The following is an 11,138-nucleotide window of genomic DNA, read 5'->3' on the forward strand; positions in this document are numbered from 1 at the left end:
TCAGACGTGAAGACGCCTCCTTCGAGCAGCGAGTCGTGGTCGGCCTCGAAGGCGGTGAGGGCCATCGGAGAGGGAGCCGGGCACTTGGGGCCCGCGCCCGCCGGGTAGAGTAGGACTGTTGGAAAATCCGACAGTTAGAGGAGCCATCGTGTCTGTCACGTCAGTGGCCCGTGCCAAGGTGCGCCCCAAGGCGCAGCTCACCCTCCCCGATGAGATCCGCCGAGCGCTGCACATCGGCGAAGGGGACGAGGTCGAGTTCTCCGTGCACGACGACGGCACCGTGACAATTCGCGGCTTCGTGTCGGTCCCCGCCGATCAGGCGTGGTTCTGGACGCCTGAATGGCAAGCCGGTGAGGGGCAGGCGACCGCTGACATCACTGCGGGCCGTACCACCTTCCATCGCTCTGCTGAGGACATGTTCGCCCATCTTGACTCGGGCGACGACGATTCGGGCGACGACGCCTGATGCCCACCTTCGAAACGGCCGACCGCTCCGAGCGGGACTGGCGAAAGCTGACTGCCGGGCAACAGGCTCGATTCCGTAAGGTGATCACCGAGGCGTTCATCCCCGACATCGTCGCTGACGGGCCTTTCCGCGGGGGGCTTCGCGTGAAGGGGGTGACCGCATATCCGGGCGTGTTCGAGATGACGTGGGCTCCGGACGGTCGAGCCACCTTTGGTTACGGCGACGAGCGAATTCCCGGTGAAGTCCACATCGTCTGGCGCAGGATAGGCACTCACGACATTTTCACTCCGCCACCCGGCCCGTAGAGGGAACCCACACTCAGTGTGGCCGTACTCGGCGGCCTGTCCAACCCTCTGCCGGTGGCCGCCATCCTGACCGCACTGACCTGCGCCTGCTACGGCGTCGCGACCCGCGCCCGACAGAGGGTAGATCGAGCGCGACAACCTGGCCGCTCTCGTCAGAGCCAGTGAGGAGATCCACGGCCCACTTGCCGAGGCGGAGGCCCGGGCAGCTCGGCAGAAGACCCTTGGGCCCGGTGATCTCCGCCTGATCCGCCGACGCGGTCGCGAGGCTGCAAGACTGGCGGTTGAGCGGCTCACCTGACCTGGCCAGTCATGAACTTCGTCCAGAGTTCCTCAGCGGCGCCGTACGGGCCCGGGTGGCTTTCCCGAATGACCGGACCCGATTTCGCTCGCTCGGTCACCCGCACCCACGCGAGCCCACCACTCGTGCACAGCTCATAGATCACTTCCTGGCACTCGCACGTGTGCCGGATGACCCGCACGCATGGGAATCTCGACATTGGCGCCAGCCAGGTGATCGTCTCGGCATCCGGTCGCTGTTCGCCGGCATGTGGGCCGTGGAAGTCGGGATAGATGTCCATGATGTCGGATCTCCTGAGTCTCCTCGGGCTGCCAGCATAACTGCTCGTCCATACTCGTACATCCTCGTACTCAAATATTAAGTGTTGAGTATGCTCGCTTACGGTCGATCTATGATCGAGTTCGCCGCGGACCGTCCCGTCTGGAAGCAGGTTGCCGACATCCTGCGTGAACGCATCCGCAGCGGGACCTACCGGCCGCGTCAGCCCATCCCCAGTGAGACGCAACTCGTCGGGGAGTTCGGCGTCGCGAGAGGAACGGCTCGGAAGGTGGTGGCCGCGCTCCGGGAAGAGGGCCTGATTTACACCGTGCCGCAGATGGGTTCGTTCGTCTCGCCGCCGGAGGGCGAGTAGGCGAGCGGAAGAGGGAGTCCCATCGAGTGGCCACACGCTGCACGAGGATGGGCAGCAACTGATAACGCCCGTGCCCGCGTCGGCGAGGCTGACCTCAACCTCGCCATCCGGTCACCCGGCCGCGACTGTCCAGAGATAGACGGGAGGGCCGGCGTCGACGTCCCGGCCTGCGGCCGCGAGGTGGTGGCCGTCGACGAAGACGACGGCGGTCATGGACTCCTGCACCCCGCGCAACCGTTGCAGGTGCCGACCGGCGTCAACCTCCCAGATGTGGACCCCGATCCTGTCGCAGTGAGCCGTCGGACGCATCCACCAGGGCGACGCCCTTGGCACCGACGTTGCCGGTCAACGCCAGCAACATCCCGTCACTGCTGAACCGCAGGCAGGACGCCGGGCGGTTCAGCCGCCACAACTCCTTTCCGGTGGCGACGGCGCGTGCTTGGACGAACCCATCGTGGGCGGAGACCATAATGGCCCCGTCTGAGGAAACAGCGATGGCTCGAGCGTCCGGGATGCCCAGGTTGTGGCGCGTACCGCCGGGCAGTTCGACGCGCAGCAGCCGCTTGTGATCGGTCACCAGCAAGGTCTGGCCGTTCGCCGAGATCGCGGCGTCCTGGTAGCTCGCCTCGCGGACGGTGGCAAGCAGCTCACGTTCGTCGTTCAGGTCCCAGGCGAACAGTTCGCCGGAGGAGCCACACGCCACCAGCCGCTTCGCATCGGCGGCGTAGGCTAGTGCGGTGATCTGGTAGGCACCCTTCGATCCAAGTGTGACGCAGTCACCAATAGGCTCGGGGGACGTTCAGGCAGGGCTCCAGGCGCGTGATGGCGGCGGGTGGGTTGAGCCGTTGCGCGTTCTCCAGCCGGCTTCTATCGCTCTGGTCGCCTTGGAGCACGGTGACGATCACCTGGTCGCGTTCGGCGCCTTGGCCGAAGAAACCCTCCGTGTCCAGGAGGGCCAGCGCGCGGAAGCACGCCTCGAAGCGGGCGCCCACCTCGGCGTCGAGACCGTCGTCATCGCGCTGCCATGGGTCACCGCGGCTTTCGAGCAGTTCAAGAACACCGGCGAAGTGCTCCTCCCCGGTCACGTGGTCCGGCCAGTCCGGCGGATTCCAGCGGAGATCATCCGCCTGCTGCGCTACGGTGCCCCCGAATTCGGCGGCGTATCGGCGCGCCACCTGCCGCAATCCCTCCTCAGAGCCGCAGGTCGGCAAGATGTAGGCGGCGAATGCGTCGGTGTACAGCGCGTAACAGTAGAACGACTCGTCTGGGTGCAGCTCCCGTGCCTGGGTGAAGGCGGCGCGAGTGGCAGCGACCAGACGAGTCACCAGATCCTCGATCGACATGCGCCGATCCTGCCAAACGATTGCGGAACGCCTCCAACTGTGTGGCGACCTCGCGGACGATCGAGGACGGCGAAGCGGCCATGAACCCCCGTTCCTGCGGTATCGCGGAAAGCGGCTCGGCCGTCCTGCTCAGCGGCGCCTATCAGGTCCGGGCCGGCATCAGTGACCGCCTGCTCAACGCTCTGCCCGACATGGTCGTCATCACAGACGACGAAGATTGTTCTCCCTTACTCAGGCTGGCCAGAGACAATCCCTTTTCCAGGGAGATGATGACATTCGTGGCCATAAGGACCTTTGCGGGCCTTCATCAGTCACCCCACATGAATTCCCGGCTCTCCTCGATCAACTCGGCCCATTGGGGGTCTGGCCCATATCCTTCGAACAATGCTATGAGAGCGGCTCCATTGGGCTTGAAATGAGAAGCGATCACCGCTACAGGCGAGTCGTCACGAGTGATGATGATCTCTTCTCCTGCTTCGACTCGCCGAATCAGGGCTGCGACATTGCGCGCCAGTTCGGACACGGTGGCCGAGGTCTCCTCGGGCTCCACGCGGTCAGTCATCATGTACACACATAACATGCACATATGTATGACTGCCCAGGGGGCGCGAAGGCGCCGCCCTCGAGCAGGTCGTCGTGGTTGGTCTCCAGGGCAGCGAGGGCCTCGGAGAGATCCGGCTCAGAGGGTGATGGGCGGCGGTGCTGGCGCGCATACTGGGCAGGGTGTTTCCGTGAGACGGCTGGTCTCCTCGTTGACGTGGGCGACCAGGCCGGAGCCGACACAGTAGCCGCACAGCCCTGTTCCTTCCAGTGCCGGATGCAGCCACGCGGGGAGTGGTGTCGTCCGCGCGGGTCGAGGGTTCTCTTTTGGATCGTCAGGACCGCCTACGACGCCTCTCCCGTAGCAGCATATGCATTTGAGCACATACCCGGGAATACTCCGATCTTCGCCGGTGCCTTGGCATTCGGGGCAGGTGAGGGGGCGGGTCATTGCCGACCACTCCCCCCGCAAGCGCGATATTTGGTCCACTTACGCTCTTTGTCGCTTTTCCCGTTCAGCTCACTCTCGCCGAAACAGGCGCCGCGGTGCCTGTGTTCTTTCTGCTCGTCATCGTCGTCTGTCGTGCCCATGTCTTGACAGTACGGTGTGCGCGGGGAATGGCGCCGGAAAAGTTGGTCGGCCGGGACCATAAGTCCCGTTTCTAGTAGTTCTATGAGATGCGTTGGAGGTTGACGCAATCACTACGTCTGGATTACGCGGTCCGCCCGGGAGCGTCCCGACCGTGCTGTCGGCGAGAAGCCGGCGGAGTTCTTGCTGGGTTTCTGTGAGGCCATAGTGATCAAGATCGCTGACGCGAACCTTCGGCTAAAACAGCAGGCCCAGCAAAGTCGGGCATTTGTGAGAGCTTCCCGTTGGTTCGCTGTCGCGTTCCTCTCCACTGTCGGCGCGCTCATCGTCTACTGAGATGCGGGCCAGTGCTCCCGTCTTCAGGCGGGATGGTGTGGGCCTGCGCGTGAGTGCCCTTTAGGGCGTGAGCGTGCAGTGATCGGAACTGCTTGCGATTTCTCGATCGCTTAAAGTAATGTTTCTGTGATCGAACGGGCAAGCGATAACCAAGCTGGCTGTGAGATCACTTTCTGGATTCATCGGTTCGACGAGGCCGCCGGGCGGGCGGTGACAGGACGTGGAGACTTGCCGGTAGGCGGGTCGGTGAAGCGTCAAGCATCCTGTTCCACAGCTCGTGCTGCTTACGCGGCATGGACTGCTGCGTAAGCAGCACAGGAATCCTCGCCTCTTCAGGGTGAGGAGCACGTCAAGCGCACGGATTCTGGGCTGGGCGATTTCTCGAGTTGGCTCCCACCAGCGAATACCGTGTCGGCAAGCCTTTGGGTGATCCGTCCATCTCATGGACGTGGTTTCCGCTCAGGCATCTGTGCCATTGGTGGGATGGAACCACGACCGATCTGGTATACGGATACGTCAACCCGCTGGTGATCCTGCTGATCGTCGGCGCGCTCACTGGAACCGTGATGTGCGCCCTGACGCTCATCGGGCGATCATCGCGCGGCACGGACAGGAACTCGACCGGCTGAAGGCCCTGCTCGGAACGCGGGTACCGGCCGGGATCGAACGCATGGCCATCGGCTGCAGGGGGCACAGCCGATGGCCTTTCCCAGAGTGTGAGTGCGGTCAGGGCCAGAGGTAGCTGAGTCTGACCTGCAGAGGCCGGTCGAACTCGATGCTGACCCGGGTGTCGACGCCGTCCTCGAAGGCGCGGACGTTGTGCACGGTCATGCGGGCGCCGCCGATGAAGGGGTGACCGTTGGCGTCGACCTCGGTGATGGAGACGGTGACCGGGGTGAACGGTGTGACACCGGCCAGCGCCGCGCGGAGGATGACCTCTCCTGCGGCGCTGAAGTGTTCGTTGCGGCCGTGAGCCTCGTCGGCGGCGGTACCCGTCTGGTCGGCGGGTGCGTGGGCGTCGGCTTCGATGGTCGGGATGGCGCCGACGGTCTCTTGGGACATGGGGGGGGACTCCTTCTCTTGGCGAGCTCTTGACGAGTCGGGTTCGACTCGTTCGGCTGACTCCCATCGTCGGCAGCATTCCGGTCGTCCACATCCCCCCTGATCTGGGGGGTTGCGGACGCCCCGCACTTGCTCGGCGAGCGTTGTTCTGGTCGGGCTTAGAGGTCGTCGTAGGGCTTGAGCCTGTTGGTGAGCAGCCACAAAGCCAGCGGGATCGTGGCCGCCGCCGAGAGCGCGAGCAGCAACGGCACGCGCTCTCCAGGCGTCAGGTGGTGCAGCAGCCGCACGTGGATCGCCAGGTGCGGCACCGCGAACACCACGTACACGGCAAGCGCCGTGCGCACCATGCCGCGCCGTACGACGAAGAAGCTCACCCCCAGCGCCACCGCCGTCGCCAGGCTCATCGCGCCGTAATCCATCATCAGATGCGCGTTGTACGGCATGCGCATCCCCACGAACGGGATGTCGAAGAACGATCGGGGGAAGAACAGCGCCCAGCAGCCCACGGCGAACTGTGCCGCGGCCAGGAACGCCAGGCCCGCGCGGAGCCAGATGCGCGCGCTCATGCGGTGAGGAACCGCTCGAAGGTGATCTGCCCGACGGCATGGTCGGGAGCCAGGTGTCTTCCTTCCCGAAAGCCGCGCGTTCCCCCGATCCCGGGCAGCGGCACCGACACCACCGGCCGGCGGCTGGACCGCGCCCGAGCATAGGCGCGGGCCAGATCGGCCGCGGTACGTACCTCAGGCCCGCCCATGTCCCGCGCCCGGCCCGCCGGTGGCGCCTCGGCCAGGTCGGTCAAGCGGGCGGCCACCTCGCCGGTGTCGATGGGCTGAAAGCTGACCCCGGCGGGCATCATGATCATCGGCAGCCGCCGCTGGATCGCGCACATCCAGGCGATGAGCTCGTGGAACTGGGTGGTGCGCTGGATCGTCAATGGCAGCCCGGACTCTTCCAGGAGCCGCTCACACGCCAGCTTCGCCCGATAGTAGGAGATGTCAACTCGATCGATGCCGACGATGGACACGTAGATCAGGTGCGGGCGACCGGTTCGCATGGCCGCCCGGACGAGATTGCGGGTGGCGTCCTGGTCCGCGTGGCCGTTACCGGTCGCGCAGTGGATGATCGTGCCGGTATCGGCGACCGCATCCTCGAGCCCCTCACCCGTGATCAGGTCGCCGCGGTGCGTCATCTGGTCGTGCGGCGGCTGGCGGCTCAGCACGCGTACGGAGTGGCCGGCGGCCAGAAGCCGTGGAACCAACCTACGGCCGAGCCGGCCGGTACCGCCCGTCACCAGGATCGGATCTGTCATGGGTGGCAACTCTCATGGAAGAGCGCGAGGCTGATGGCCGCGCGCGGTTGTCAGGTGCACCCATTAAGAACCGGTCAGCCCTTCCCGACGTGACAACCGAAGTTTGGCGGGATTGGCGATGATGCGAATCTCGCTGATCAGGCCGCCCGCCGTCTCCGGCACCAGCACGCCGATCAGCTCCTCACCGGCCAGGGCCAGCAGGCCGGGAGCGCCGTTCAGTTCCGCGATCGACAGCCGGATCCGCTGACCGGTGGTGCGCGATGCGCCGACCAGATAGCGCGCCACCCGGTCGGCGCCGAAGACAGGTCGCCTGGCGGCGCTGATCCTGCCGCCGCCGTCCACCCACACGGTCACGTCGTCGGCCAGCAGCTTTTCCAACCCTGGAAGTTCCCCCTCCTCCGCGGCCGCCAGGAAACCTTTCACCAGGTCACGGTGGTGAGCCTGGTCCACCGGGCGTTCGGTGCTCCCACGAGCGTCGGTGAGTCGCAGGCGAGCACGCCGGTACAGCTGCCGGGAGTTCGCCTCGGAGGAGTCGATGACCTCGGCCACCTGGCGATGGCTGTAGTCGAAGGCCTCACGGAGCACGAACACCGCGCGCTCCACGGGGTTGAGCCGTTCCAGCAAGGTCAGGAAGGCCAGTGAGACGAAGTCTCGCTGTTCGGCACTGTCCAGCGGTCCCAGAGCGCCGTTCGCGGTCAGCACCGGCTCAGGCAGCCACGGACCGACATAGCTCACCCGGCGGGCACGCGCCGAAGTCAACCGGTTCACGCACAGGTTGGTCGCCACCTTGGCCAGCCACGCCCACGGCGATTCGACAGCCGAGCGGTGATGCCAGCGAAGGAAGGTGTCCTGGACCACGTCCTCGGCCTCCTCGGCCGAACCCAGCATCCGATAGGCCAGCCCGAACAGGGTCGAGCGGTGCCGCTCGAACTCCTCAACCGCGTCACCTGTCACGCCCGCCAGCCTTCCAGGCCACCGAGCCGGGCCGATATTCGACCTCCGTACGCCGCTCGCGCCCAGACGATCACCCACCCGAACGCGGAACAGCCCGGAACCGTGGTCGGTTCCGGGCTGTTCCGGTCGGGCTGCTAGATGTCGTAGTAAAGCTCGAACTCGTGCGGGTGCGGGCGCAGCCGGATCGGGTCGACCTCGTTCTCGCGCTTGTACGCCACCCACGTCTCGATCAGGTCAGGCGTGAAGACGCCGCCCTCCAGCAGGTAGTCGTGGTCGGCCTCCAGCGCGGCCAGGACCTCGGGGAGCGAGCCGGGCACCTGCGGCACCTGGCGGGCCTCCTCCGGAGGCAGCTCATAGAGGTCCTTGTCGACGGGCTCCGGCGGCTCGATCTTGTTGCGGATGCCGTCGAGGCCGGCCATCAGCATGGCCGAGAAGGCGAAGTACGGGTTGCACGACGGGTCCGGCACGCGGAACTCGATGCGCTTGGCCTTCGGGTTGGACCCCGTGATCGGGATGCGGACGCAGGCCGAGCGGTTGCGCTGCGAGTAGACCAGGTTGACCGGGGCCTCGTAGCCGGGCACCAGACGGTGGTAGGAGTTGACCGTCGGGTTGGTGAACGCCAGCAGCGACGGCGCGTGCCTGAGCAGGCCGCCGATGTAGTAGCGGGCCGTGTCGGACAGGCCCGCGTAGCCGACCTCGTCGTAGAAGAGCGGCGAGCCGTCCTTCCACAGCGACTGGTGGCAGTGCATGCCGGAGCCGTTGTCGCCGAAGATCGGCTTGGGCATGAACGTGACCGTGTGGCCGTATTCGAGGGCGGTGCTCTTGATGACGTACTTGTAGAGCATCAGGTTGTCGGCCGTCTTGAGCAGCGTGCCGAACCTGAAGTCGATCTCCGCCTGGCCGGCGGTGCCGACCTCGTGGTGCTGCATCTCGACGTCGATGCCGGCCTCGATGAGGTTGCGCACCATCTCCGAGCGCAGGTCCGTGAAGTGGTCCATCGGCGGGACCGGGAAGTATCCGCCCTTGTAACGGGGCTTGTAGCCGAGGTTGCCGCCTTCGGTGGCCTTGCCGGTGTTCCAGGCGCCCTCGATGGAGTCGATGTAGTAATAGCCGGCGTTCTGCCGCGTCTCGAAGCGGACGTCGTCGAAGATGTAGAACTCCGCCTCGGGCCCGAAGTAGACGGTGTCGGCGATGCCGGTGCCCTTGAGGTATTCCTCCGCCTTGCGGGCGACGTTGCGCGGGTCGCGGCTGTAGGCCTCGCCGGTCAGCGGGTCGTGCACGAAGAAGTTGATGTTGAGCGTCTTGTGCTGGCGGAACGGGTCGAGCACGGCGCTGGACGGGTCGGGCAGCAGCAGCATGTCCGACTCATGGATGGCCTGGAAGCCGCGGATCGACGAGCCGTCGAACATGAGCCCATCGGTGAAGACACTGGCGCCGAAGTTCTCTACCGGGAAGGTGAAGTGGTGCGTCGTCCCCGGCAGGTCGGTGAACCTGACATCGACGAACTGCACCCCTTCGTCACTGATGAACTTCAGGACGTCGTCGGCGGAGTTGAACACTCTCGAACCTCCCTGGGGACATGACTATCAGGCCGAGGTTAGGTCGCGGCCGTTTCCGATCGGTGTCTCGATTGTTTCGCACATGTTAAGCGGACTCAGGTCGGGTCCGAAGCCCAGCACCTGTCCTTGTCGTCTTTTTTGCCGTGCTTGTCGTCGTCCAGGTCGTAGGGGTTCGACGGTGGGCCGCTCGGTTTCACCGCGTCCGGAGCGGAGTCGTCGTAGGCGGGGTGGATGAAGAAGTCGCCCACGTCGCAGCGCACGGGGGTGCTGGTTTTGCTCCAGTCCTTCAGCCACAGAACGAGCTCTCCCGCCTCGCGGTAGACGAACACGCTGCCGACGCGGTGGGTGACGAGGCGGATGGTCGTGGTGGGTTGTCCAGGGCGGTTCACGGCATAGACCACGAGGTAGTTCAGTTTGACCTCGGCGCCGCTGCGGCCGTACTTCCTGGCCTTGGCCACGGTCGTCCTGCCCTTGACCTTGATGACGTCCGTGGAGAGCTGGGCGGTCTTCGGGGCGAAGCTGGTCACCCAGCCGCGGCTGTCGAAGTCGTCCTTGGCCCTCTTCTTGAGGTCCAGGTACTTCTGGAACCAGACGCGCTGCTCGCGATCGAGCAGCTTCATGAACGCCTTCGGCTTGCCGCCCATGAGCGTCTTGCGGTCGAGGAAGGCCGCGGTCATGAGCTTGCGGGTACGGTCCAGCGCCTTCGCCACGTCCTTCTTCGACAGCCCGCCGAGCGCCTTGGCCTTGGGCAGGACGAAGCCGGCCGCCCCCTCCGCGTACTTCTCGGCAGGGGAGCCCGCGAACGGGTCCGCCGTGGTCGGCTCCGGGGTCGCGGTCTCGACGCCGGCCGCCTCCGGGGCCGCCATGACCGGTTGGGTCTCCTCCGGGACCGGCCCCGGACTCCCCACCTGCGGTGTCAGCAGGTCGGGCCGGGCGGCGACGATCACGGTCGCGCCGCCGATCACCGCGGCCACCAGACCGGCCGCGAGCAGGCCCCGCCCCGCTCGCCGTGGCCGGGTGGCCTTGTCCGAGCGCGGCGCCCTGGCTCCCCTGCTGGCCGCCGCGCGCATCCTGCGCCGCTCGTCCTCATCGATCTGCGCGACGAGCTCGTTGAAGCGCGCGTCTAAGTCATCCCCGTTCGGCATGGCGTACATGATGGGGGACAAAGGTGATCTTTGTGGCGCGGTTGGGTCACGATCCCGACCGCGGCCCCCGCCGGATACCGTTGAGGGTATGAGCGGGAACGAGCCTCGGTGGACGCAGACCTGGCTGGGCGGTGTGAGGGCGGCGGGGGTCGATCTCGGCTACCCGGGTGAGCGTCTGGGGCTGCCGGAGCAGGGGAGCGGCGCCGTCGCCGGGTGGGGGCGGCGCATCGCCGGGCTGGTCATCGACTGGATGATCTGCACGTGGGTCGTGGTCCAGCTCGTGCTGCGGATGAACCCGGCCGAGTCGCCGTGGGCGCCCGTGGTGGTGTTCGCGATCCAGTACATCCTGCTCGTCGGGTTCATGGGGCAGACGTTCGGGCACCGGCTCGCGGGGATCAGGGTGGCCGCGATGGACGGTGGCAGCCCCCGGCTGGTGCCCGTGCTGGCACGCACGGTGCTGCTCTGCCTGGCCGTGCCCGCGCTCATCTGGGATCGCGACCACAGGGGGCTGCACGACCGCGCCTCCAACACGGTCGTCGTGCGTATGTGAAACGTCCATTGACAACGTTGTCTTCGCGGAGTCTGCTGTTGACAACGTTGT

At 66.0% G+C, this 11,138-nt stretch carries 16 protein-coding genes; 6 read left to right on the top strand and 10 right to left on the bottom strand.

Annotated features, from left to right (window positions below; genetic code table 11):
* Nucleotides 1-148: 148 nt before the first annotated feature.
* The gene (locus ACGFJ2_RS24205; RefSeq protein WP_358444245.1) at nucleotides 149-466 is read left to right on the top strand and encodes an AbrB/MazE/SpoVT family DNA-binding domain-containing protein; all 318 of its coding nucleotides are present in this window, start codon (nucleotides 149-151) and stop codon (nucleotides 464-466) included.
* A complete protein-coding gene (locus ACGFJ2_RS24210) occupies nucleotides 466-771 on the top strand; it encodes a hypothetical protein (protein ID WP_393471763.1) in 306 nt (101 codons plus the stop codon). Before ACGFJ2_RS24205 ends, ACGFJ2_RS24210 begins: the two co-directional genes overlap by 1 nt.
* A gap of 290 nt (nucleotides 772-1,061) precedes the next feature.
* Here the strand turns inward: ACGFJ2_RS24210 and ACGFJ2_RS24215 are convergent, their stop codons facing one another.
* The gene (locus ACGFJ2_RS24215) at nucleotides 1,062-1,349 is read right to left on the bottom strand and encodes a hypothetical protein (RefSeq protein ID WP_393471766.1); all 288 of its coding nucleotides are present in this window, start codon (nucleotides 1,347-1,349) and stop codon (nucleotides 1,062-1,064) included.
* A 111-nt stretch (nucleotides 1,350-1,460) separates the two neighbouring features.
* Here ACGFJ2_RS24215 and ACGFJ2_RS24220 point away from each other — a divergent pair, with 111 nt between their 5' ends.
* The gene (locus ACGFJ2_RS24220; protein WP_393471769.1) at nucleotides 1,461-1,700 is read left to right on the top strand and encodes a GntR family transcriptional regulator; all 240 of its coding nucleotides are present in this window, start codon (nucleotides 1,461-1,463) and stop codon (nucleotides 1,698-1,700) included.
* Nucleotides 1,701-1,956: 256 nt separating this feature from the next.
* Here the strand turns inward: ACGFJ2_RS24220 and ACGFJ2_RS24225 are convergent, their stop codons facing one another.
* Both ACGFJ2_RS24225 and ACGFJ2_RS24230 read right to left on the bottom strand, forming a co-directional pair.
* A complete protein-coding gene (locus tag ACGFJ2_RS24225; RefSeq protein ID WP_393471772.1) occupies nucleotides 1,957-2,403 on the bottom strand; it encodes a hypothetical protein in 447 nt (148 codons plus the stop codon).
* A gap of 73 nt (nucleotides 2,404-2,476) precedes the next feature.
* On the bottom strand, nucleotides 2,477-3,043 hold the full coding sequence (locus ACGFJ2_RS24230) for a DUF4303 domain-containing protein (protein ID WP_393471775.1): 567 nt from the start codon (nucleotides 3,041-3,043) through the stop codon (nucleotides 2,477-2,479).
* Between the two features lie 41 nt (nucleotides 3,044-3,084).
* Between ACGFJ2_RS24230 and ACGFJ2_RS24235 the strand changes: the two genes are divergently transcribed.
* Nucleotides 3,085-3,462, top strand: coding sequence for a cupin domain-containing protein (locus ACGFJ2_RS24235; RefSeq protein WP_393471778.1), 378 nt, complete (start codon nucleotides 3,085-3,087; stop codon nucleotides 3,460-3,462).
* On the opposite strand, the gene ACGFJ2_RS24240 is transcribed toward ACGFJ2_RS24235, so the two are convergent.
* Nucleotides 3,351-3,608 carry a type II toxin-antitoxin system Phd/YefM family antitoxin gene (locus ACGFJ2_RS24240; RefSeq protein WP_393471781.1) on the bottom strand — a complete coding sequence of 86 codons (258 nt, stop codon included), beginning with the start codon at nucleotides 3,606-3,608 and terminating at the stop codon, nucleotides 3,351-3,353. The two genes, ACGFJ2_RS24235 and ACGFJ2_RS24240, sit on opposite strands and share 112 nt — an antisense overlap.
* 1,286 nt (nucleotides 3,609-4,894) lie before the next feature.
* On the opposite strand from ACGFJ2_RS24240, the gene ACGFJ2_RS24245 reads away from it, so the two are divergent.
* The gene (locus tag ACGFJ2_RS24245) at nucleotides 4,895-5,137 is read left to right on the top strand and encodes a hypothetical protein (RefSeq protein ID WP_393471784.1); all 243 of its coding nucleotides are present in this window, start codon (nucleotides 4,895-4,897) and stop codon (nucleotides 5,135-5,137) included.
* Between the two features lie 97 nt (nucleotides 5,138-5,234).
* Here ACGFJ2_RS24245 and ACGFJ2_RS24250 read toward each other — a convergent pair whose 3' ends face one another.
* The 6 genes from ACGFJ2_RS24250 to ACGFJ2_RS24275 form a co-directional block, all read right to left on the bottom strand.
* Nucleotides 5,235-5,570, bottom strand: coding sequence for a hypothetical protein (locus tag ACGFJ2_RS24250; RefSeq protein ID WP_393471787.1), 336 nt, complete (start codon nucleotides 5,568-5,570; stop codon nucleotides 5,235-5,237).
* A 158-nt stretch (nucleotides 5,571-5,728) separates the two neighbouring features.
* Nucleotides 5,729-6,136 carry a hypothetical protein gene (locus ACGFJ2_RS24255; protein ID WP_393471790.1) on the bottom strand — a complete coding sequence of 136 codons (408 nt, stop codon included), beginning with the start codon at nucleotides 6,134-6,136 and terminating at the stop codon, nucleotides 5,729-5,731.
* A complete protein-coding gene (locus ACGFJ2_RS24260; protein ID WP_357944818.1) occupies nucleotides 6,133-6,879 on the bottom strand; it encodes an SDR family oxidoreductase in 747 nt (248 codons plus the stop codon). Before ACGFJ2_RS24260 ends, ACGFJ2_RS24255 begins: the two co-directional genes overlap by 4 nt.
* Before the next feature lie 63 nt (nucleotides 6,880-6,942).
* Nucleotides 6,943-7,833 carry an RNA polymerase sigma-70 factor gene (locus tag ACGFJ2_RS24265; protein ID WP_393471794.1) on the bottom strand — a complete coding sequence of 297 codons (891 nt, stop codon included), beginning with the start codon at nucleotides 7,831-7,833 and terminating at the stop codon, nucleotides 6,943-6,945.
* A 134-nt stretch (nucleotides 7,834-7,967) separates the two neighbouring features.
* On the bottom strand, nucleotides 7,968-9,392 hold the full coding sequence (gene glnA / locus ACGFJ2_RS24270; RefSeq protein ID WP_225298326.1) for a type I glutamate--ammonia ligase: 1,425 nt from the start codon (nucleotides 9,390-9,392) through the stop codon (nucleotides 7,968-7,970).
* A gap of 95 nt (nucleotides 9,393-9,487) precedes the next feature.
* Complete coding sequence (locus tag ACGFJ2_RS24275; protein WP_393471798.1) at nucleotides 9,488-10,537, bottom strand: hypothetical protein; 1,050 nt, start codon at nucleotides 10,535-10,537, stop codon at nucleotides 9,488-9,490.
* Between the two features lie 88 nt (nucleotides 10,538-10,625).
* Between ACGFJ2_RS24275 and ACGFJ2_RS24280 the strand changes: the two genes are divergently transcribed.
* On the top strand, nucleotides 10,626-11,087 hold the full coding sequence (locus ACGFJ2_RS24280) for an RDD family protein (RefSeq protein WP_358188393.1): 462 nt from the start codon (nucleotides 10,626-10,628) through the stop codon (nucleotides 11,085-11,087).
* Nucleotides 11,088-11,138: the final 51 nt, after the last annotated feature.

It is taken from the genome of Nonomuraea sp. NPDC049028 (assembly GCF_043197735.1).
GTDB lineage: Bacteria > Actinomycetota > Actinomycetes > Streptosporangiales > Streptosporangiaceae > Nonomuraea.

Bases quoted from the DNA above. Each gene is read 5' to 3' on its own strand.
- ACGFJ2_RS24220 (WP_393471769.1), top strand. From the start codon at position 1,461: ATGATCGAGTTCGCCGCGGACCGTCCCGTCTGGAAGCAGGTTGCCGAC.
- ACGFJ2_RS24280 (WP_358188393.1), top strand. From the start codon at position 10,626: ATGAGCGGGAACGAGCCTCGGTGGACGCAGACCTGGCTGGGCGGTGTG.
- ACGFJ2_RS24260 (WP_357944818.1), bottom strand. From the start codon at position 6,879: ATGACAGATCCGATCCTGGTGACGGGCGGTACCGGCCGGCTCGGCCGT.
- ACGFJ2_RS24250 (WP_393471787.1), bottom strand. From the start codon at position 5,570: ATGTCCCAAGAGACCGTCGGCGCCATCCCGACCATCGAAGCCGACGCC.
- ACGFJ2_RS24240 (WP_393471781.1), bottom strand. From the start codon at position 3,608: ATGATGACTGACCGCGTGGAGCCCGAGGAGACCTCGGCCACCGTGTCC.
- ACGFJ2_RS24230 (WP_393471775.1), bottom strand. From the start codon at position 3,043: ATGTCGATCGAGGATCTGGTGACTCGTCTGGTCGCTGCCACTCGCGCC.
- ACGFJ2_RS24255 (WP_393471790.1), bottom strand. From the start codon at position 6,136: ATGAGCGCGCGCATCTGGCTCCGCGCGGGCCTGGCGTTCCTGGCCGCG.
- ACGFJ2_RS24275 (WP_393471798.1), bottom strand. From the start codon at position 10,537: ATGCCGAACGGGGATGACTTAGACGCGCGCTTCAACGAGCTCGTCGCG.
- ACGFJ2_RS24210 (WP_393471763.1), top strand. From the start codon at position 466: ATGCCCACCTTCGAAACGGCCGACCGCTCCGAGCGGGACTGGCGAAAG.
- ACGFJ2_RS24215 (WP_393471766.1), bottom strand. From the start codon at position 1,349: ATGGACATCTATCCCGACTTCCACGGCCCACATGCCGGCGAACAGCGA.